Source organism: Trinickia sp. (assembly GCF_036503415.1).
GTDB lineage: Bacteria > Pseudomonadota > Gammaproteobacteria > Burkholderiales > Burkholderiaceae > Trinickia.
This window is the reverse complement of sequence record NZ_DASXWY010000031.1, coordinates 50,850-70,710: the sequence shown is the minus strand read 5'-3', so window position 1 is coordinate 70,710 and position 19,861 is coordinate 50,850. Positions and strand designations below refer to the sequence as shown.

The window sequence follows — 19,861 nt, the reverse complement described above, 5'->3', positions numbered from 1 at the left end:
TCCCGCGTCCGCGTGCGTGCATTCGCTCTATTCGTTCGGTAAGCGGCTCGGGCCGTCAGCGAGCGGCTCGCCTGCCGTCAGCGCGCCGGCTCTTGCGCAAGCGCTTTGCGAAGCGTCCCGGGCGCGCTTCCATGAATACGTTTGAAGACCCGCGTCAAATGGGCCTGATCGGCGAAGCCCATTTGGGCGGCGATATCGGCGAGCGGTGCACCGCGCATCATCAAGGCCTTCGCGCGGGCGATGCGCCAGTTGCGCAGCCAGGCATCGGGCGGCAGTCCGTAGCGCCGGGTAAAGTGCTTGACGAGGGTCGTGCGGTGCACGCCCCAGCGGCGCGCCGTGGCCGTCACGTCGGCCTTCACGGGCGTGTCCGCCGTGAGCTGGCGGCGCAGCTCCTCGCTCGCCCGGTCGGTCGCGTCGGTGGTGCGCAACCGGCTCATGGCGGGGTTGTCGGCGGCTTGCCCGCACACGTTCGCGCGCGCGCGTGGCATCGCCCGCATGCGCCGCCGGTACGCCATGCCGGGTGAGCAGCGCCAATAGCGCCGTACTGAGCGCGAGTGCGCGTTCCTGCGACGAGAGTTCGGAGGCGGTCAGCGCCGCGACCCATTGCTCGCACAGCGCCTCGTCGCGAATGACGATCTGTTCGAAACCGACGCCGTCGCGATGCACGAGCGCGGCGTGCTGGTCGAACCAGGCCGGATCGATGTAGGTCATGCCGTATTTCAGCCCTGCTTTCGCGGTTCCGCCAGTATGAACGACGCGCGGCGCAATCACGACGACGTCGCCGCGCCGGGCGACCCATTGCGCGCCTAAGCACGAAAACGCGCACGCGCCGTCGGCGATCGCGCCGATCGACCAGGCATCGTGAAAATGCGGCTCGAACCGGTAATCCTCGAGGGCGGCAGCCATGATTTCGCCCGGCAGTTCGGTGCCGCAATACCAGGTAAAGCGCGAGACGGTCATGACACGCTCCTCGATCGCCGATCAGCCGATATGGTAGCGGCTGATCGGCGGCGAGGGCACGCGCCCGGTCATCGACCGATATGCGGGATTCATCGCTGGTCAGCGAGGTAATTCTCGGCGACGACGAGATCGTCGATGGTCAGTGAGACGATCATCCGAAAACCGTTGCCGACGCTCAGTGGGCGAAACGCATCGAGCTCGAGCGACGGATGCGCGCTCAGCTCGAGCTCGGCCCGCCCGCTCTGCAATCGATCGATCGAGACGTTGCGCGCACGCAGTTGCGTGAGCTCGTGTACGGCGGGCGCGTCATGGTAGCCGGCGGTGAGGCGCGGAAAGTGGCGCACGTTGAAGGTCGACGCAAAGCCGGGCTCCGGCAGGCGCTCGGTGGGGCCGTCCAGCGTGACGCGTGCATCGAACACGCGGCGATCTCGATAGGCGAGCGAGGCGGCGAACCGGCCGCCTGCCGACGGACTCGGCGATGCCGGGGAATGCACGCCATAGCTGCGTGTGATGGCCGTGTGTCCGAACTGTTTCGGCCAGCCTTGAACGAGACCGCGCATGAGGGCCAGATCCTGGTCGACCCAGATGTACGGACAGTAGGAGGCGGGCGAGCCTTTGCGCTCGCAGGCGACGAGCAGGATCGTCTCCTTGTATTGACTTGCGACCGGGTCGAGATACTCGTGGCCTGCATCGGTGGCGAATTGCCATTCGCAGAAAAACACGGTGCAGCGGCCGGCGCGCTCGCCTGTCGCTGGAGTCAACCCCCGCGGCAGATAGGCGGCGAGGGCGTCGCTGTCGGCCGCGAATTCGACGGCAAGACACTCGCCGGCGTAGTGCCACGGCGGGTGCGGTGCAAGCGATGACGTTCCGTTTGGTGTGAGCGGAATCGAATAGCCTTGCAGCATGTTTGCCCCCTTCGTTTTCGGTGAGAAGCCAGTATGGCGGGCACTTCGGGAGGCGTCTTGAACGCCAGTGAACGAAACTTTCTCTGTGAGAGGGCGCAAAAACGCGTAACATAGGGTAGCTCGCTCGATTCGAGCGCCCGCTTCCCGCGCACGTCGCGATTCCTCCGCCAGGGCACCCCGTGCCCCTGAACGCCAGGCATAAGGCAAGCTTGCTTCTGCGGTACAGTCCTTGGCTGGCCGTTTTTCTGTCGATATCTTGCCGCACCCGTGCGGCGCTGGGGTTACCCCATGAGCACCGGTTTTCATTCATACCGAGGGTTGGAGCTTTACCCTCTGGTCTTTCCGCATCAGGCAGCCAAGCCTGGATTCGCTCACAACTACGACGAAGGCTTCGATGCCGCCGTTCGTATTCAGGAGATGGAGGACGCTGGCGCGGCTGCGCGCAGCCGCGTCTTCCGGCTGACGGTCAAAAGGCCGTTCGAAAATGCCGGCGACGCGCGGCGGGCTTCCATCGCGTATGCGGAGCAGTTGATCGATGCGTGCGATCCCGACAAAACCGTCTGGGACAGCGAATAGCGCGGTCCGTGTATAGTGCACCTCCTGTCGGGAAATCATCATGTTGGCGACACAGCTTCGCTCTTATAAGGGATACGATCTCTATCCCCTCGTGTTCTCGCGCAAATTCGAACGGTTCGACGGTCACTCGCGATATGCGGAGGGCTACGACATCGCCATTCGCGTCTGCCGGGCCGGGGATCGAAGTGGCGCCGGAAGGGTCTTTAAAATGGACCAGCAGCAGGCATTCGTCTCTTTCGGCACGGCACGCCGTGCCGCGTATCGACACGGCGAAGACATCATCGACGGAAGGGTGGAAGGCGCATCCGTCGGTGACCTTTAAACGATCCACGCGCGCTCAGCGGTCGGCGGATGCATTCGAATATGCGTTGCGCTCGCTGCCCGGATCGCAAACCAGGAGCAATATTGACTACCGTCATTCCCAAACCGAACGAACCCATGGAAGTGGCGCTGCGGCGTTTTCGCCGGAGCATTGAAAACACGGGCCTGATCAAAGAGCTTCGTGCACGGATGGCCTACGAAAAACCGACCACCGAACGCAAACGCAAGCGTGCCGCGGCGGTGTCCCGGCTGCGCAAGCAGATTCGCCGCTCCATGCCGCCGAAAAAGATGTATTGAACTGCCGCGCCGCCCAATGGGCGCGCGAGGGGATTCAACTCCGCGGGTGACGCTTCGTCCGTTCACGAGCCATGTGCATCGGCAACGGGCGATCAGCGCAGCATGAAAGACATCGCCGAAAGGCAGTTCAGCATCCGCACGATCGATTGCATATTGGCCGCGCGAAAACGCAGCGCAGTGCCATCGATGCGCTGCATCTCGGGCCACTGACAGAACAGGTCGGCAAGGCCCGCTGTCTGCGCGACGAGCTCGCATTCGAGCGGTGCCGCGATCGTGAACGGCGAGAGATCGCGCGCGGCAGACACGGCTGCCCGCGCGGCTTCGTAGACCCTATTGCATGCATGCGCGGGCGCCAGGCTCGTGCAAGACGCGTTGCCCGCCGCACGTTTGGTTTGCACGCCGATTGCGCCTGGAAAGGTCGATGTCGTTTCCGCAAGGAAGACATCGTCGCCCGACAGCAGCGCCACGGGCACGCCGAATTCGCCGGCGAGCGCCCCGTACAAGCCAGCCTCGCCCAGTTCGATGCCGTTCACGCGCACGCATCGGAACGCAAAACTGTTGATCGTGTGCGCGAGCACGCCCGTGCTTTGGGCGCGCGCGTGATAGCCGATCATATAGACGGCGTCGCACTCCTGTTCGACACCGGCCATCATCCCGAGATAGCGCGGCTTGCCCGTGATCGTCTGCGCGCGTGCGTCCAGCCGATCGAGCAGCAGATTGCGAAAGCCGCCATGCGAATCGTTGACGAGGACTTGCGTCGCACCACCATCGAAGGCCCCGCGGATCGCGGCGTTGGCTTCGTCGGTCATCCAGATGCGCGCGCGTTCGTATTCGGCGTTGCCCGGGCGTGTTTGCTCGCTATGGACTACGCCCGCGATGCCTTCGATATCGGTGGAAATCAGAATCTTCAACGGTCATTCCTCGCTTCGTTGCGGGTCCAAGACACTGCGCCAATCGGGCAGCGCTTCCAGGATCGAGCGTCGGCTGTGGCCATCCCGGCCCGTAACGGAAGCCGCGCGCCACATCGCGTGGACGATGGCTTGCTCCACGGCTTCGGCGCATGCTTCGAAGAGCGCGTCGATATGCGACTCGTGCAGCATGCGCACGGACGGCATGGGCTCGTCCGGCAAGTGGGGGATCTGGTAGGCCGTGCTGAAGGCCAGCGCGATGTCGCCGCTGCCATGTCCATAAACGGATCCCATGCGCGCGAGCCCGGCTCCGGCGCGCTTCGCTACGCGCCCCAGTTGCCGCGTATCGAGCGGGGCATCCGTGGCGACGATCATGATGATCGAGCCTTTTTCCGGTTCGCTGAATTCGTCGCCGCCGCCGGCACGGTTCGCGGCAAGCGTTCGGCCTAGCGGCTGTCCTACAACGCTCAGATGGCAAAGGCGACCGAAATTGGCTAGCACGAGCGCGCCCAGCGTGTACCGTTCGCCGTTGGCAAGCATGGCCACGCGCGAGGCGGAACCGATGCCCCCTTTGAATCCGAAGCACGACATGCCGCGTCCCGCGCCCACCGATCCCTGCGCGAACATCGGCGCGGCCGCCGCGCATGCGTGGGTGTAATGCCCGGCCGACACGGCCATTGCCTGTATATCGTTCAAATAACCGTCGTTGCATTCGAACACGAGCGGATTGAGCGTGGGCCACTCGCGACCGATTTGCCGATGGCGGCGAAGAGCCGTTTCGATCTGCGCGGTGGCGATCGCACCGACCGAAAAGGTATTCGTCAATGCCAGCGGCGTTTCCACTACGCCGAGCTCTTCCAGTTGCACGAGCCCGACGCTTTTGCCAAAGCCGTTGATGACGGTCGCGGCCGCCGGCACCTTGTAGAGGAATTCGTCGCGCTCATGCGGTATCACCACCGTCACGCCGGTCTGGCGCTCGCCTTCGGCGATGGTGGCGTGCCCGACTTTTACTCCGGCCACATCGCTGATGAGGTCGAGTGGCCCGGAGGGCAGGGTACCCACCCGAGGGGCGTCACCGGCAACAACGTCCGGCGCTTGCTGAAAAGGCATGGAAGTCTCTTTATCGCTGTCTCGCCGTCGTAGTCGGCTCAACGGTCGAGTTTCGGGTCGAGCGCGTCGCGCAGGCCGTCGCCCAGCAGATTGAAGGCGAGGACGGTCAGGAAGATCGCGAGCGCCGGAAAAATGGCCACATGCGGCGCCAGCAGCATATCCGCGCGCGCGTCGTTCAACATCGCGCCCCACTCGGGCGTCGGCGGTTGGGCGCCCATGCCGAGAAACGACAAGCTCGCGGCCGTGATGATCGAGGTGCCGATGCGCATGGTGCCGTAGACGACGATCGGCGAGATCGTGCCGGGAAGAATGTGACGGAACACGATCACCCAATCCGAGGCGCCGATGCTGCGCATCGCTTCGATGTAGGTCATGTGCTTGATCGACAGCGTGCTGGCGCGCACGAGCCGCGCGAATGCCGGCACGCTGAACACGGCCACGGCGATGATCACGTTGGCCATGCTCGAACCGAGAATGGCGACGACGCCGATTGCCAGCAAAATACCGGGGAACGCGAGCAGGACATCGGAAATGCGCATTGCGATGCGATCCCACCAGCCCTCGTAATAGCCGGCCATGAGACCCATGAGCGTGCCGCCGAGCGCGCCGAGTGCCACGGATATCAATCCCGCGGCCAGCGAGATGCGCGAGCCCATGACGATGCGGCTGAATTCGTCGCGCCCGAGCGCGTCGACGCCCATCCAGTGAGCCCATGACGGGCCCGCGTTCAGCGCGTTGTAATCGAAATAATTTTCCGGATCGAAAGGCACGATCCACGGCGCGAAGACGGCGACCAGCACGAGCAGCACGACGAAAGCGCCCGCGCCTTTTGCCAGCCTTTGCTTGCGGAACTTGCGCCAGAACTCGCGCGCCGGCGTGCGCACGCGGCCAGGCGGCGCGACGCCGGGTTGCAGCGCGGTAGCCTCGATTTCGCTCATCACGGCCTCCCTCATGCGTAGTGGATGGTCGGGTTGATGAGCCCGTACAGCACATCCACCACGATGTTGATCACGATGAATTCGGTGGAAAACAGCAAGATGAGCCCCTGGATGACGGGGTAATCGCGCATGTTGACCGAATCGACGAGCAGGCTGCCCATGCCGGGCCAGGCGAACACCGCCTCGACGACGATGGAGCCGCCGAGCAGGAAGCCGAATTGCAGCCCCATCATCGTCACGACGGGAATCAGCGCATTGCGAAACGTGTGCTTGACGATGACGATCCACTCGGAGAGGCCTTTTGCGCGCGCCGTGCGCACGTAGTCCTCCTGCATCACTTCGACGAAGGCGGCACGCGTGAAGCGCGCCATGACGGCGGCTACGCCGGCGCCGAGCGTGATCGAGGGCAGGATGTAGTGCCGCCACGAGCCGCCGCCGATCGATGGCAGCCATCCGAGCTGCACCGAGAAGATCTGCATCAGCACCATGCCGAGCGCAAATGCGGGAAACGAAATGCCCGAGACCGCGAGGGTCATGCCGATCGCGTCGGGCGCACGATTGCGCCAGACCGCCGAGGTCACGCCCACCACGAGGCCGAACATCACCGACCATGCCATGCTCGTCAGCGTCAGGACGAACGTCGGCATGAAACGATCGGCGATCTCCCGCGATACCGGGCGCCGTGTGCGCAGCGACTCGCCGAGATCGCCATGCAGCATGCGTTCCGTATAGCGCACGAATTGCGCGGGCAACGGCAGATCGAGGCCGAGCTGGTGGCGCACGAGCGCGACAGTGGCCTCGTCGGCGTCGGCGCCCGCGGCAAGGCGCGCCGGGTCGCCGGGCAGCACGTGAACGAACATGAAGACGGCGATCGTCACGAGCACCAGCGTCGGAAGGGTGCCCAGCAGTCGTTTGGCGATATAGACGAGCATGATGAACCCGCATGGTCAGCGCGGATCGGACAAGCCGTCCGCGCTTCGGTGGGAGATACGAAACGACTTACTGCGCGAGGTCGACGTCGCTGAAGTTGAACGAGCCGTCCGGCATCACATAAAAGCCGCTCAGCTTCTTGCTCTCGGCTGCCAGGGTGCGGTCCGTGGTCAGGAAGATCCACGGCGCATCCTTCCAGATGCGCTGCTGCGCATCCGCATAGAGCTGCTGCCGTTTCCCAGCGTCCGTGGTCAGCAAGGCATTCGAGACGTCCTTGTCCACATCGGCGTTCGAGTAATACGCCGTGTTGTAAAACACCGGCGGCCATGCATCGGTGGTCAGCAGCGGACGCAGTGCCCAGTCCGCTTCGCCGGTCGATGCGGACCAGCCGCCGTAGTACATGCGCACCGCCGCGGTCTTCGCATCCTTGACCTGTTGCACGCGCTGTACGCGCTGGCCGGATTCGAGCAACTCGATCGACGTCTTGATGCCGACCTGCGCGAGCTGCTGTTGCAGGAACTGCACGACCTTGGCCGAGGTGCCGTCGTTATAGCCGGACCAGAGCGCGGTCGAAAAACCGTCCGGATAACCCGCTTCTTTCAGCAGCGCGCGCGCCTTGGCCGGATCGTAGGGCCAGGGCGACATCTTGTCGGCGAATGCCACCCCCTGGGGCACGACGCCCTGCGACGGAAACGCGTAACCGGCGAACGCGACCTTGGCCAGCGCGTCCTTGTTGATCGCGTAATTGACCGCTTCGCGCACCCTCACGTCGCTGAACGGCTTTTGCAGCACGTTCATCGATACGTACCGCGCCATGATCGATGGCGTGGAAACGACGTCGAGCTTCGGGTTGGCTTTGAGCAGCGCAGCCTGCTCATACGGCACCGGATACGCGAGCTGCGCTTCGCCGGTCTGGATCACCGTGGCACGCGTATTGTTGTCGGTCACGGTCCGAAAGGTCAGCGTATCGATCTTCGGGAAGCCCTGGCGCCAGTAGCCGGCGAACTTCCGGACCTTCAGGTACTCGGCCGGTTTCCATTCCACGAACTCGAACGGACCGGTGCCGACCGGATGGAACGCAATATCCTTGCCCCACTTTTTGAGCGCGGCCGGGGAGATCATCATGGCCGAGGGATGGGCGAGTGCGTTGATGAATGCGGAGAACGGCTGATTCAGCGTGATCTTCACAGTGGAGGGGTTGACTGCCTCCACCGATTTGATCCGGTTGAACTGGTTGTACCGGGCGAGGCCGTTGCTCTTGTCCAGTACGCGATCGAGGTTGACCTTGACCGCTTCCGCATTGAACTCCGTACCATCATGAAACTTCACGCCCTGACGCAGGGTGAGGGTATAGACCAGACCATCCGGGCTCACCGTATAGCTCTGCGCGAGCAGCGGTTGCGCCTTCAGATCTTTGTCGAAGCCGAAGAGTCCCTCGTAATAGGCCTTGCCGACAGCCTGTGCGAGCGTCGAATTCGTGTTGTAGGGATCCAGCGAATCCAGGGCGATCTGCACTGCGACCGTCACGTCCTTTGCGGCCATCGCCATCGGTGCCGTGAATACACCGAAAGCGAGCGCAATGGCGCCGACCCATTGTTTTGCGCGAAACGTACGCATCGTTCAACTCCTCGTAGCAGGGTGGTGGTGCATCAAAACTGCGCGGCAATGGCATGCTGCGCGACAAAATGGTCCCGAGCGACCTGCATGAGCGGTGCAACGACGGGCTCGTCGCCGACATCGCGGATCGGGCTCGGAATCTCGTCGGAGGAGAGCTTGCGGTCGAGGTGGCGCCGACGCGGGTCCGCGATCGGTACCGCGCTCATCAACTTCTTCGTGTAGGGGTGCTGAGGATTCTCGAAGATGTCGCGACGCGAGCCGATTTCGACGATCTGACCGAGATACATGACGGCCACGCGATGACTGATCCGTTCCACCACGGCCATGTCGTGCGAGATGAACAGCATGGCCATGCCGAGTTCGTGCTGCAGATCGATCAGCAGGTTGACGATCTGAGCCTGGATCGATACGTCGAGGGCGGACACCGATTCGTCGGCGACGATGACCTTGGGATGGGTAGCGAGTGCCCGGGCAATGCAGATGCGTTGCCGCTGGCCGCCCGAGAATTCGTGCGGATAGCGCTGCGCCGCATCGGCCGGCAACCCGACACGCTCGAGCAGATGGCGCATGCGTTTTTCGGCTTCGCGCTCGTCATACAGCTTGTGGATGCGCATCGGCTCCATGACCGAGTAGCCGACGCTCAGGCGCGGATCGAGCGAGGCCAATGGGTCCTGAAAAACGAACTGGATATGGCAGCGCAAATCGCGCAGTGCCGCACCCTGCAGACTATCGATCGGCTGGCCGTCGAATACGATCCGGCCGCCCTGGCTTTTGACGAGCTGCAGCAGCGAGCGGCCCGTCGTCGATTTGCCGCAGCCCGATTCGCCGACCAACGACAGCGTTTCGCCGGGATGCAGATCGAAGCTGACCTGCTCGACCGCATGAACGCGGCGTTTCACGCGGCTGAAGAGGCCGGTACGGATGTCGAAACGCGTCGTGAGCTCGCGCACACTGAGAATCGGCTCGCGTCTCGTGTCGGCGGCTGCCGCGGCGGTTGCGGGGGCCTCCGCTATTGGCGTCTTGCCTGCCACGTCGGCGCCGTCGAGCAGAGGAAAACGCGCGGGGCGATCGGTGCCGCGCATCGAGCCGAGCCGCGGTACCGCGGCAAGCAGGGCTCGCGTGTACGGATGGGACGGCGCATCGAAAATCTGCTGCGAGGGGCCATCCTCCACGGCTTCGCCGCGCAGCATCACGAGCACGCGATCGGCCACTTCCGCCACGACCCCCATGTCGTGCGTGATGAAGATCACGCCCATTTGCATGTCCCGCTGTAACTCGCGGATCAACTGCAGAATCTGCGCTTGTACGGTGACATCGAGCGCGGTGGTCGGCTCGTCGGCAATCAGCAAGGCGGGCCGGCACGCCAGCGCCATGGCGATCATGACGCGTTGGCGCATGCCGCCCGAGAGTTGATGCGGAAAGCGCCCCAGTACGTTCCTGGCATCGGGCAGGCGCACTTGATCGAGCATACGCAGCGCTTCGGCGCGCGCGGCGCTTGCGCCGAAGCCTTGATGAAGGCGAATCGATTCGGCAATCTGCTCGCCGACGGGGAACACCGGATTCAGCGATGTCATCGGCTCCTGGAAGATCATCGCGAGATCGGCACCGCGCATCGCGCGCATCTGCTGCGCACTGCTGCGCGCGAGGTCCACGACGGGACCGGCCCGGCGGCGGAATTGCATGCGTCCGCTCGTAATGCGGCCGCCGCCATACTCGACGAGGCGCATCAGCGCGAGCGAGGTAACCGACTTGCCCGAACCCGATTCGCCGACGATGGCGAGCGTTTCGCCGCGATCCACATGAAACGAAAGGTGCTTGACCGCCGGGATCGTGCGCTCGGGCCCCTTGAATTCGACGCTCAGATCGTCGACGCGGACGACTTGGCTGGGTGCCATGTCTTCGAATGGTGCAGCTTTCGGGTTCATGGTTTGGCTCGCATCGATAGAGGCCGGGGGCGACAGGGCTCGTTCGCGTGTCACCGATAGATGGCGACGACAGGGGCTTGTCCGGTGCGAATGAAGCCCCGGTACATTCCTTCGGTGTTGAATGGCATGCTGACGTTGCCGTGGGCATCGACGGCGACGAGGCCGCCGCTGCCGTCGATGAGCGGCAGCTGTTCGTGGATCACGCTATGCGAGGCTCGTTCGAGCGAAGCGCCCGCGTACTTCATCCGGGCAGCGACGTCGTGCGCGGCCACCAGGCGGATGAACATCTCACCCGTTCCGGTCGTCGAAATCGCGCAGGTGTCGTTGCTGGCATAGCAACCCGCGCCGATGATCGGCGTGTCGCCGACGCGCCCGGGCTGCTTGTTGGTCATGCCGCCCGTCGATGTCGCGGCGGCAAGGTTGCCGTGCGCATCGAGCGCGACGGCCCCCACCGTGCCAAGCTTGCGACCCTCGTCGAGCGGCGCAGAGCTCAGGGCGCTGTCTTGCGAGCCGCCCGGAAACGATAGCGGTACTGCCGATTGCGCGGTCGGGGTGCCGTCGTGATCGAGCGCTGTCCCATCCGCGCTCGTTCGCTGCACACGTTCGAGCTGCGCACGGCGCTCGGGCGTCGAGAAGAACGCGGGCTCCACGCACTCGAGCCCGTGTGCGCGCGCGAATGCTTCGGCGCCGTCCGCAACGAACAGGACGTGCTGACTGCGCTCCATCACGGCACGTGCGGCGAGCACCGGATTGCGCACGGTGCGCAGATTGGCCACCGCGCCGCTTTTGAGCGTGCGGCCGTCCATGATCGCCGCATCGAGTTCATGGGTACCCGCGCTCGTGAAGACGGAACCGCGTCCCGCATTGAAAAGCGGACATTCCTCGAGCAGGCGCACGGCTTCGGTCACGGCATCGAGCGCGGTGCCGCCTTCGTCGAGAATCCGTCCGGCGTTGCGCAGAATCTCGCGCATGGCGTTCTGGTAGGCCTCGCGCACGTCCGCCGAAGCTTCTTCGCGCGCCATTGCGCCCGCGCCGCCATGAATGGCGAGTACAGCGTCAGTCATGCTTTTCTTCCTTGTGGTTCAGCCAGGGCATCACCGATTCGGTGACCTTTGCCACCGCGTCGAGCGAATTGGCGGAGCGATGGGCGACAGCCGCGCACAGTGCTTCGATCAAGCCGAGTGCCGACGTCTCCGAGTTCGACAGGTATTGGCGCTCGCTATGTGCGAACAGGCAGATGTCGGCGCAGGCGGCAATCGGCGAGGTGGGTTTGTCGGTGAGCGCGAGAACGCTGGCGCCCGTGTCGCGTGCGGCCTTGACCAGGGTGACCGTGTCGGCCAGATAGCGCGGAAAACAAATGGCGATGACGAGGTCGCCCGTGCGGAGCCGGGAAGTCTGGCGCGCGGCTTCCGATACGCCGCCGATGGTCGCGAGGTTTTCCACCATGTCGCAATAGACCGCCAGGTTGCGCTGCAGGAGCCCCGCGAGATAGCCGCTCGCCCCGAAGCCGAGGACGGAGATGCGCCGGGCGTCCAGCACGGCTTGCACCGCTTTCTCGCACTGGTCGGCGCTCAGCGAGGCGCGCGTGAGCTCGAAATTGCGCTGATCCTCATAGAGCGATGCTGCGAAGACATCGGCCGCCGACGCGGCGCGCGTGCGCTCGAAACGCAAGCGCTCGACAGGCGCCAGCGCGTCCTCGAACCCCTGCGCGAGCAGCGCGCGGAACTGCGGGTAGCCCGGCAGACCGAGCTTGCGTACGAAGCGATTGGCTGTCGCATTCGACACCTCGCAGGCGTTCGCGAATTCGTCGATGCTCATCAACGCAACCTTGAACGGCTTCGCGAGCACGTAATCGGCAAGGCGCCGATGCGCGTCGCTCAGGGCCGGCAGCGTTTCGGCTATGCGTTCGACGACGGACGAGGAGGGCGGATTCATCGCGGTGCCAGGGGCAGTGGTGTTCGTCATGTAAGTAAATTTTCACCAGAGTATCGAGGACAAAAAAATATTTTCATAGGGGTTTACGCCGATATGGAGCATAGAGGATGGCGGGGGCGCTCGGGCCACGACAAGTGGGCGCACGCGCAGTGCGGGGGGTGACATCTGGCCTTCACTCGCCGCCGCTAGCATGGCGCGACATGCAAGCGCGTCGGCCGGCGCACGGCCGTGGACACATGAGGGGCTGACAGGACATGACGAAGAAAAACACCATCGATGCGTCTTTGGATCATGCGAGCGGTAGCGTCTCGCGCCGCGGCTTTCTCAAGCTCGCAGGCGCCTCGGGATTCGCGGGCGCGGCCGGCGCGCTGACCGTGGCGGCGAAAGCGGCTTCGGCAGGCGAGGCCGCCGACGGCACGCCCGAACAAATCCATCTGACGTGGGGCGACGATCCGACGAGCGAGGTCGTCGTGTCGTGGGCGTCGCAGGCGGCGGCCACCGGGGCGCGAGTCACCGTGAGTGCGGACCATGGCCACAGCGAAACCGTGCGCGCGGTACAGCGCGTGTACACGGACGGGCTCTCCGGTGTCGCAGTGTTCGCCTATCATGCGCGCGTGCGTGGCTTGCGGCCCGATACCACGTACCGCTATGAAGTCACCGCGGACAACAGCAGCCGCGTCGGCACTCCGTTCAGCGCGAGCTTCGCGACCGCTCCGCGCGGTCGCAAGCCGTTCCGCTTCACGAGCTACGGCGATTTGGCAACGCCTAACACCAACTGGGTCCTGTCGTCGCCGCAAAGCCGCTTCGCGGTGGAGGCCGTCGAGCGGTTTCAGCCGCTGTTTCACCTGCTGAACGGCGACCTGTGTTACGCGAACCTCAACCCGGCGCATCAGACCGATGTGTGGCGCGATTTCGGGAACAACAACCAGACATCGGCGGCCAATCGTCCCTGGATGCCGTGCCCGGGCAACCATGAACTCGAGTTTCACAACGGCCCGCAGGGTCTCGACTCCTATCTGACGCGCTATACGCTGCCCGATAACGGCACACGTTTCCCAGGGCGCTGGTACGCGTTTCAGGTGAGCTCGGTGCTGTTCATCTCGCTCGATGCCGATGACGTCGTGTATCAGGATGCCGCCGCGTTCGTCGCGGGCCCCGCGCCGCTCGTGCCCGCACCGGGCACGGGCAATCCGCCGATCGCGCCGGGAACCTCGCTATACGTGCGCGGCTACAGCAACGGCGAGCAGACGCGCTGGCTCGAGAAAACGCTGCGCCGCGCCGCGGACGACCGCGATGTCGACTGGATCGTCGTGCAGATGCATCAGGACGCGCTGAGTTCGTCGAAGACAGGCAACGGTTCGGACAAGGCATTGCGCGAGGCGTGGCTGCCGCTCTTCGAGCGCTTTGGCGTCGACCTCGTACTCTGCGGGCACGATCACGACTACGAGCGCAGCTATCCGGTGTGCGGCTGCTTCCGGTACATGGGTACGGACCTGGCGACGGGCGAGCGCGTCGATACGCTGACGCCGCGACCGGTGCGTCATGCGCAGTACGGTGCCAATACCTTCGACACGACGCGCGGGACGATCCACCTGATCCTCGGCGGTGGCGGCACCAGTGCGCCGCTCGATGTGTATGGCGTCGACACTGGCACCGGCATCGCGCAAGCGAAGGTATTCACGAAGCCGAACCGTCCGATGCCGGGTGCGAGCGCGGGTACCTTCGTGCGTGCGCCGGCCGACGCGGTGGAAGACGCGGTGTGGTCCGCGAAGCGCGATACCGAGACGGGCTACGGCATCGCGGTGTTCGATGTCGATCCGGGCGAGCATGGCGGCAAGACCACCATCACGATGAACTACTATCACGCGCCCGGCGCGGACCGCGTCCCGACCGGGGAGTACGAGCTCTTCGAGACGGTGACGCTCGCGAAGGCACGTCGTTGAGATGTAGGTCGACTGATGCAGGGCGCGGCTTCGTCACGCCCTGCATCAGATGGCAGACGTAACGGCTTTCCTGCTCGCTGAAGGTCGTGCGGGTACCGGCGCTCTCGCCGCGTTGCATTGGTTCTACTTTTCGCTGTCGTCCTCTCGTTTTCGCCCCCCATCCTCCCCGGACCGTCGCGACTTTTCGACAATCCTCCTGCAGCACTTCATTAGCTGACTCCGAATGAATGCTCTTGCGCAACGCTAACGGTTGCCGCAAGCGGCAAACGTTTTCCCTCCTCGCCGAACGGCGATTTGCCTCGTATCGTTAAAAAGGAATGCCCATGCCGAAAAAGCTTCATCACGCTGCCTATCGATGCAAGGACGCCGCTGAAACCGTCGACTTTTATGTCAACGGAATCGGGATGAAATTTGCCGCGACGATGATCAATCACATCCCGTCGACGGGGCTCAAGGCCATCAACAACAATGTCTTCTTCGAAATGGAAGACGGCAGCTATATCTGCTTTTTCGAAATTCACGGCAGCAAGGAACCGGTTCTACCCGTCGAAAACGATTGGGCACAACATCTCGCGCTCGAGGTCGAGGATGAAACGCGCGCCGAGGCCATCTGTGCACGGCTGCGCGAGCGCGGCGTGGCAGTCGAAGGGCCCGTCGTGCACGGCGAGCTCGCGAGCTCCTGGTATTGCAACGATCCGAGCGGACACCGGATCGAATTGATCGTCAAGCCCCGCGTACCCGCGACCGCGATATGGGAACGGTTCGCGGCAACCGCATACGACGATCTGGCCAAGTGGGCCGAGTTCAAGAAGACCGCGATCTGAGCGGGTCCCTACGGTCGCATTCGTCGACCGCGCATTCCGTTGCAAAAACGCAGATCGAGGTCGCGCATGAAGGAAACGAATTACTGGAATTACCTCAAAGTCGAGGAGTTGTTGGCGCTTCAAACAGGTCTTGGTGAGGACGAATCGGGAGTCGGTAACGATGAACTGCTTTTCATCGTCGTCCATCAGATTTACGAGCTTTGGTTCAAGCTCATCCTGCGTGAATTGACGTTCGCGCGCAATGCGCTAAGTGAGGACATGCCGCACGATCATCGCGTCGCGCCGATCGTACGCTCCCTGCGCCGGGCCATCGTCATTTTCGAGCAGGCGAATCAGCATTTCCGGGTGATCGAGACGATGACCACACGGGATTTTCTCGATTTCCGCGACGCGCTTACGCCGGCGAGCGGCTTCCAATCGGCGCAGATGCGCGAAGTCGAGATCCTGCTGGGGCTCGAGGACCACGAACGCATTTCGCTCGGCAACCGATGCTTCAAGGACGCGCTGAAGTCGGCGGACGGCACGCCCTCATGGTCGTCCCGACGCGTCGAAGCGCGTATCGCGCAAGGCCCGAGTTTCAAGGATTGCCTTTATGAATGGCTCTCCCGTCTGCCGATCGTCGGGACGGTCGACGGCTTCATCGGCGACTATGTGCGCGCCATTCGCGACGAGAACCGCAGCCGCGCGCAAATGCTCGTCGAGTGCGGTCTTCCGCCCGACGATATCGAGCGCCTCGCGGCCCGCCGGCGGGCCGACGAATCGAACGTCGAGGCCTACCTGCGCGCGCAGGACGACCCCGAAGCCGATATGGCGACGCGCGCCAAACGTCGTGCGGTCCGCGCCGCGTTGCTCTACATCGAAAGCTACCGGGAACGACCCGAGCTCGGATGGCCGCGCGAGCTCATCGAAGCGGTGCTCGATTTCGAGCAGGCCTTCGTGATCTGGCGGCAGCGGCATGCGCGGATGGTCGAGCGGATCATCGGCCGCCGCGTCGGTACCGGTGGCTCGAGCGGCGTCGACTATCTGGACGAAACCGCGCTGCGCTATCGCGTGTTTTCGGATCTTTGGGCCGCGCGTTCGTTGTTGTTGCGCAAGGCCGCGGTCCCGACGCTCGATCCGGCGTTGGAGGATCGATGATGACGCGCATTCGCGTGGTCGTCGTCGGGGCGAGCATGGCGGGTTTGATGGCCGCGCTCGCGCTCGCGCGCAAGGGCGCCGACGTTCAATTGCTCGATCGCGACGATATGACGCCGCGCGTCGATCGCGCATCGAGCGGTGAAACTCCGTTCGATGCGAGCTGGCGCAAAGGTGTACCGCAGGCGCGTCATACTCATGCGCTCGCGGCACTTGGGCGCCAGGTACTGCGTTCGCACGCGCCGGACGTGTGGCAGGCGTTGCTCGATGCGGGCGCGATCGAGACGCCGTTTGGCGGTACGCTGCAACCGGGCAAGGAAGCCGTGCCGCGCGTCGACGATGACGCGTTGTTCGGCCTGTCGTGCCGACGCTCGCTCGTGGAGGAAGTCGTCCGCCGCATCGTATGCGCCGAGCCGAACGTGACGCTGCGCGATCGGGTGGTCGTCACCGGACTGCTGGCGGCGCCCGGACCCTTACCGGTCGTCGAAGGGGTACGCACGTCGGAGGGCGACGTGCGTGCCGATCTCACGATCGACGCGCTGGGACGTGCATCGCCATCGGGAGAGTGGCTGCAAGCGCTCGGCGCATCCGCACCGGTGGAAAGCTCGGAAACCTGCGGCCTGTCCTATCTCACGCGCTGGTACCGGTCGCGCAACCGGCCGGCCGTGCAGTTGACCTCGGGTCTTTCCGCCGGCGCCTATGCGGCATCGAGCGGCTGTATTGCGTGCCCCGCGGATCATGGCTATGTGTCGGTGACGATGATCGTTCCGCACGGCGACGTCATGCTGTCGCCGCTATCGGATGCGCAGACGTTCACCGCGGCGGCCCGTTTGCATGCCGGCCTGTCCGAATGGCTCGATGTCGAAGCCGGAGAACCGGTCTCCGACGTCCTTCGCTGGCCCGTCTGCGAGAATCGCTTCCGACGCTTCGTTGTCGATCACCGGCCGCTCGCGCTCGGGCTCATCGGCGTCGGGGATTCGATTTGCGTGACGAACCCGGTCTATACACGCGGCATGTCGCTCGCTGCGCGCTACGCGTTTGCGATCGCGGACATGGTCGGTGCGCTCGGTGTGGGCGACAGCTATCGACTCGCGCTCGAAGCCGACGCGCTCGCACAAACGCTGTTGCGCCCCTGGTTCGACGACAGTGTCGCCCAGGATCGTGCGCGCCTTGCGTTATGGCGCGGCGAGTCTCATCCGTCGATGGGCGATGAATCGATTACGCTCCAGCAGATCGCGGCCGCGGCCCGGCATGACATCGATGTGTGGCATGCGTTGGCCCGCCGCACGAGCATGCTCGAGGAGCCCGATGCGATTTTTACGCGCGGCGCGCTCATCGAGCGCGTGCGCCGTACGCTGGCGGCGCATCCTCCATTGCCGCCGCCGGGGCCGACGAGGCAGGACCTGCTGCGGGTCATCGATGCGCGACGCGCCCATGCTTCACAGCCGGGAGCGCACGTTGGCATCGACCCTTCCAGTTCGCATGAAGCTCGCAGCGCGCCGGCCTTCGACGTCGCAGCCGCGCGTGAGCGCTTCCTGCTCGACGATCGCATCGTGTATCTCAACCACGGCATGCTCGGCGCCTGTCCCATCGAGGTACTCGATCGGCAGACCGAGTGGCGCACCCGAATCGAACGACAGCCGTGCGCCTTCGTTTTACGCGAGCTTCCGGCTCGACTCGACGATGCGCGCCAGGCACTGGCGGAACTCATCGGCGCATCCCCGGGAGATCTTGCGCTGCTGCCGAACGTGACGACGGCGCTCAGTGCCGTGCTGCGATCGCGATCGTTCGCCGCGGGCGATGAAATCCTGACGACGGACCACGCTTACCTGTCGTGCCGGAATCTGCTCGATTTCGTGGCGCGCGAAACGGGCGCGCGGATCGTCGTCGCTCGGATCGAGACCCCCGTGGCCCACCCCGATGCGGTCGTCGACGCCGTGCTCGATCGCGTGACGGCGCGCACGCGGCTCGCGGTTCTGGATCACGTGACCAGTCCGACGGCGATCGTTTTTCCCATTGCGGCGCTCGTCGACCGACTGGCGGCGCGCGGTGTCGATACGCTGGTCGACGGCGCGCACGCGCCGGGAATGCTGCCGCTCGACGTCGACGCGATCGGCGCCGCGTATTACGCGGGCAATTGTCACAAATGGCTTTGCGCTCCGCGCGGTGCGGGCTTTCTGCATGTACGGCGGGATCGCGCCGACGGTTTGCATCCGCCCGTGATCAGCCGCGGCTACGGCGTATCGAGCACCGATCGTCCGCGGCTGCATCTCGAGTTCGACTGGCTTGGCACGGCGGACCCCACGCCGCTGTTATGCATTCCCGACGCGATTCGCTTTCTGCGGAATCAACTGCCCGGCGGATTGCCGGCGCTCTATGCGCGCAATCGTGAGCTGGCGCTCGATGCCGCGCGCACGTTGGCGCAAGCGGTGCCGCTCGTACGGCTCGCACCCGATTCGATGGTCGGCAGCATGATCGCGCTTGAACTGCCGGACGCGTTCGTCGCGGCGCCCATCGACGCGGCCGCATCGCTGCAGCAACGCCTGTACGACATGCATGGCATCGACGTATCCGTTGCGTCCTGGCCGGACGGCCGGCGGCTTGCGCTGCGTATCTGCGCGCAGATCTACAACTCGATCGACGATTTTCGTCGACTGGGCACCGTGCTTCGCGAACTTGCCGCCGACGTGCGGGACAGCGACATGGTGTCCGACGCTCATCTTAGGAGTACTGAATGTTGAATGGGAATCACGAAGCAACCCGGCGTGTGTTGTTGACCGGCGGAAACGGCGGCATCGGCATCGAGCTGATTCGGGTGTTCGCCGAGGGGGGATACCGCGTCACCTTCACGCATCGCCCGGACGACGACAGCCGGCGACGGGCACTCGATCTGATCGAGCGGTTTCGCGAGCTCCGCGTCGACGCTTTGCCGCTCGATGTCGGAAATCGTGCGAGCCACGCGGAGCTGGTCGAGCGCCTCGTCGAACCTGTCGATGTCCTCATCCACAATGCCGGCGTCGGCACGAAGACGGTGGAGCGGGTTGCGTCGCACCCCAAGGCTCAGGACGAAGCGTTCTTTCGCGTGAATGCGCTCGGGCCGCTTTGGCTGACCGACGATCTATTGCCCGCGATGCGTCACCACGGTCGCGGCAAGATCGTCTTCGTGAGTTCGGTCGATGGCGGCATCACGCATTTTCCGCGTTTTCGCGCGGCGGACGGAATGAGCAAGGCGGCCGTCGCCTTTCTCGGGCGGCAACTCGCGGCATCGCTCGCGTATACCGGCATCGATGTGTTCACCGTCTGCCCGGGCGCAACGGATACGCCGATGTTTCAAGCCAGCACACTGCGCGGGCTGACGGCCGAGCAGCGGCAGGCGCTCGAATCCTCGCTGCCGGGCGGCCGACTGATCGAGGCTCGCGAGATCGCCGATCTTTGTTTTTATCTGTGTCGCGACGAAGCGCGCATTTTGCGCGGTGCCGTCATCGATGCGTCGCTGGGTCTGGGCGTGTGCCCGACCGTGTTGAGCTAAGGAGCCCTC

The 19,861-nt window shown here is 64.4% G+C and carries 18 protein-coding genes and 1 pseudogene; 8 read left to right on the top strand and 11 right to left on the bottom strand.

The window, feature by feature from the left end:
• Positions 1-77: 77 nt before the first annotated feature.
• From VGL01_RS04890 to VGL01_RS04880, 3 genes and pseudogenes are all read right to left on the bottom strand, one after another.
• A complete protein-coding gene (locus VGL01_RS04890) occupies positions 78-497 on the bottom strand; it encodes a helix-turn-helix transcriptional regulator (RefSeq protein ID WP_331567623.1) in 420 nt (139 codons plus the stop codon).
• 85 nt (positions 498-582) lie between these two features.
• A pseudogene (locus VGL01_RS04885) lies at positions 583-906 on the bottom strand (AraC family ligand binding domain-containing protein); the annotation flags it as partial.
• Between the two features lie 143 nt (positions 907-1,049).
• Complete coding sequence (locus VGL01_RS04880) at positions 1,050-1,865, bottom strand: acetoacetate decarboxylase family protein (protein ID WP_331567621.1); 816 nt, start codon at positions 1,863-1,865, stop codon at positions 1,050-1,052.
• 288 nt (positions 1,866-2,153) lie between these two features.
• On the opposite strand from VGL01_RS04880, the gene VGL01_RS04875 reads away from it, so the two are divergent.
• The 3 genes from VGL01_RS04875 (at position 2,154) to rpsU (ending at position 3,059) form a co-directional block, all read left to right on the top strand.
• Entirely contained in the window at positions 2,154-2,441 is a 288-nt protein-coding gene (locus tag VGL01_RS04875) for a hypothetical protein (protein ID WP_173259762.1), read from the top strand.
• Between the two features lie 40 nt (positions 2,442-2,481).
• Positions 2,482-2,763, top strand: coding sequence for a hypothetical protein (locus VGL01_RS04870; protein ID WP_331567619.1), 282 nt, complete (start codon positions 2,482-2,484; stop codon positions 2,761-2,763).
• An 83-nt stretch (positions 2,764-2,846) separates the two neighbouring features.
• Positions 2,847-3,059 carry a 30S ribosomal protein S21 gene (rpsU, locus tag VGL01_RS04865; RefSeq protein ID WP_173259766.1) on the top strand — a complete coding sequence of 71 codons (213 nt, stop codon included), beginning with the start codon at positions 2,847-2,849 and terminating at the stop codon, positions 3,057-3,059.
• 92 nt (positions 3,060-3,151) lie between these two features.
• On the opposite strand, the gene VGL01_RS04860 is transcribed toward rpsU, so the two are convergent.
• From VGL01_RS04860 to VGL01_RS04825, 8 genes are all read right to left on the bottom strand, one after another.
• Entirely contained in the window at positions 3,152-3,970 is an 819-nt protein-coding gene (locus VGL01_RS04860) for a M55 family metallopeptidase (protein WP_331567617.1), read from the bottom strand.
• Between the two features lie 3 nt (positions 3,971-3,973).
• Entirely contained in the window at positions 3,974-5,077 is a 1,104-nt protein-coding gene (locus VGL01_RS04855; protein ID WP_331567615.1) for a P1 family peptidase, read from the bottom strand.
• A gap of 38 nt (positions 5,078-5,115) precedes the next feature.
• Positions 5,116-6,015 (bottom strand): glutathione ABC transporter permease GsiD, encoded by a 900-nt coding sequence (gene gsiD / locus VGL01_RS04850; RefSeq protein ID WP_331567613.1) that lies wholly within the window; start codon positions 6,013-6,015, stop codon positions 5,116-5,118.
• Between the two features lie 11 nt (positions 6,016-6,026).
• Positions 6,027-6,947: a glutathione ABC transporter permease GsiC gene (gene gsiC, locus VGL01_RS04845; RefSeq protein ID WP_331567611.1), complete on the bottom strand. Its 921-nt coding sequence runs from the start codon at positions 6,945-6,947 to the stop codon at positions 6,027-6,029.
• A 67-nt stretch (positions 6,948-7,014) separates the two neighbouring features.
• Positions 7,015-8,562, bottom strand: a complete 1,548-nt coding sequence (gsiB, locus tag VGL01_RS04840) for a glutathione ABC transporter substrate-binding protein GsiB (protein ID WP_331567609.1) — start codon at positions 8,560-8,562, stop codon at positions 7,015-7,017.
• Between the two features lie 32 nt (positions 8,563-8,594).
• Positions 8,595-10,487 carry a dipeptide ABC transporter ATP-binding protein gene (locus tag VGL01_RS04835; RefSeq protein WP_331567607.1) on the bottom strand — a complete coding sequence of 631 codons (1,893 nt, stop codon included), beginning with the start codon at positions 10,485-10,487 and terminating at the stop codon, positions 8,595-8,597.
• Positions 10,488-10,537: 50 nt separating this feature from the next.
• A complete protein-coding gene (locus VGL01_RS04830; protein WP_331567605.1) occupies positions 10,538-11,551 on the bottom strand; it encodes an isoaspartyl peptidase/L-asparaginase in 1,014 nt (337 codons plus the stop codon).
• Positions 11,544-12,422 carry a MurR/RpiR family transcriptional regulator gene (locus tag VGL01_RS04825; protein WP_331567724.1) on the bottom strand — a complete coding sequence of 293 codons (879 nt, stop codon included), beginning with the start codon at positions 12,420-12,422 and terminating at the stop codon, positions 11,544-11,546. The genes VGL01_RS04830 and VGL01_RS04825 overlap by 8 nt, the downstream gene beginning before the upstream one ends.
• A 254-nt stretch (positions 12,423-12,676) precedes the next feature.
• On the opposite strand from VGL01_RS04825, the gene VGL01_RS04820 reads away from it, so the two are divergent.
• From VGL01_RS04820 to VGL01_RS04795, 5 genes are all read left to right on the top strand, one after another.
• Positions 12,677-14,365, top strand: a complete 1,689-nt coding sequence (locus VGL01_RS04820; RefSeq protein ID WP_331567603.1) for a metallophosphoesterase family protein — start codon at positions 12,677-12,679, stop codon at positions 14,363-14,365.
• Positions 14,366-14,688: 323 nt separating this feature from the next.
• The gene (locus tag VGL01_RS04815; protein WP_331567601.1) at positions 14,689-15,189 is read left to right on the top strand and encodes a VOC family protein; all 501 of its coding nucleotides are present in this window, start codon (positions 14,689-14,691) and stop codon (positions 15,187-15,189) included.
• 66 nt (positions 15,190-15,255) lie between these two features.
• On the top strand, positions 15,256-16,326 hold the full coding sequence (locus tag VGL01_RS04810) for a tryptophan 2,3-dioxygenase family protein (protein WP_331567600.1): 1,071 nt from the start codon (positions 15,256-15,258) through the stop codon (positions 16,324-16,326).
• Positions 16,323-19,064 (top strand): aminotransferase class V-fold PLP-dependent enzyme, encoded by a 2,742-nt coding sequence (locus VGL01_RS26110; RefSeq protein ID WP_414720177.1) that lies wholly within the window; start codon positions 16,323-16,325, stop codon positions 19,062-19,064. Before VGL01_RS04810 ends, VGL01_RS26110 begins: the two co-directional genes overlap by 4 nt.
• Positions 19,058-19,852, top strand: a complete 795-nt coding sequence (locus VGL01_RS04795) for an SDR family oxidoreductase (protein WP_331567598.1) — start codon at positions 19,058-19,060, stop codon at positions 19,850-19,852. The genes VGL01_RS26110 and VGL01_RS04795 overlap by 7 nt, the downstream gene beginning before the upstream one ends.
• Positions 19,853-19,861 lie beyond the last annotated feature (9 nt).

Coding starts and splice junctions, on each gene's coding strand:
- VGL01_RS04880 (WP_331567621.1), bottom strand. CDS start 1,865: ATGCTGCAAGGCTATTCGATTCCGCTCACACCAAACGGAACGTCATCG.
- VGL01_RS04795 (WP_331567598.1), top strand. CDS start 19,058: ATGTTGAATGGGAATCACGAAGCAACCCGGCGTGTGTTGTTGACCGGC.
- gsiC (WP_331567611.1), bottom strand. CDS start 6,947: ATGCTCGTCTATATCGCCAAACGACTGCTGGGCACCCTTCCGACGCTG.
- VGL01_RS04820 (WP_331567603.1), top strand. CDS start 12,677: ATGACGAAGAAAAACACCATCGATGCGTCTTTGGATCATGCGAGCGGT.
- gsiD (WP_331567613.1), bottom strand. CDS start 6,015: ATGAGCGAAATCGAGGCTACCGCGCTGCAACCCGGCGTCGCGCCGCCT.
- VGL01_RS04890 (WP_331567623.1), bottom strand. CDS start 497: ATGCGGGCGATGCCACGCGCGCGCGCGAACGTGTGCGGGCAAGCCGCC.
- VGL01_RS04835 (WP_331567607.1), bottom strand. CDS start 10,487: ATGAACCCGAAAGCTGCACCATTCGAAGACATGGCACCCAGCCAAGTC.
- VGL01_RS26110 (WP_414720177.1), top strand. CDS start 16,323: ATGATGACGCGCATTCGCGTGGTCGTCGTCGGGGCGAGCATGGCGGGT.
- VGL01_RS04870 (WP_331567619.1), top strand. CDS start 2,482: ATGTTGGCGACACAGCTTCGCTCTTATAAGGGATACGATCTCTATCCC.
- gsiB (WP_331567609.1), bottom strand. CDS start 8,562: ATGCGTACGTTTCGCGCAAAACAATGGGTCGGCGCCATTGCGCTCGCT.
- VGL01_RS04855 (WP_331567615.1), bottom strand. CDS start 5,077: ATGCCTTTTCAGCAAGCGCCGGACGTTGTTGCCGGTGACGCCCCTCGG.
- VGL01_RS04875 (WP_173259762.1), top strand. CDS start 2,154: ATGAGCACCGGTTTTCATTCATACCGAGGGTTGGAGCTTTACCCTCTG.
- VGL01_RS04830 (WP_331567605.1), bottom strand. CDS start 11,551: ATGACTGACGCTGTACTCGCCATTCATGGCGGCGCGGGCGCAATGGCG.
- VGL01_RS04815 (WP_331567601.1), top strand. CDS start 14,689: ATGCCGAAAAAGCTTCATCACGCTGCCTATCGATGCAAGGACGCCGCT.
- VGL01_RS04825 (WP_331567724.1), bottom strand. CDS start 12,422: ATGAATCCGCCCTCCTCGTCCGTCGTCGAACGCATAGCCGAAACGCTG.
- VGL01_RS04810 (WP_331567600.1), top strand. CDS start 15,256: ATGAAGGAAACGAATTACTGGAATTACCTCAAAGTCGAGGAGTTGTTG.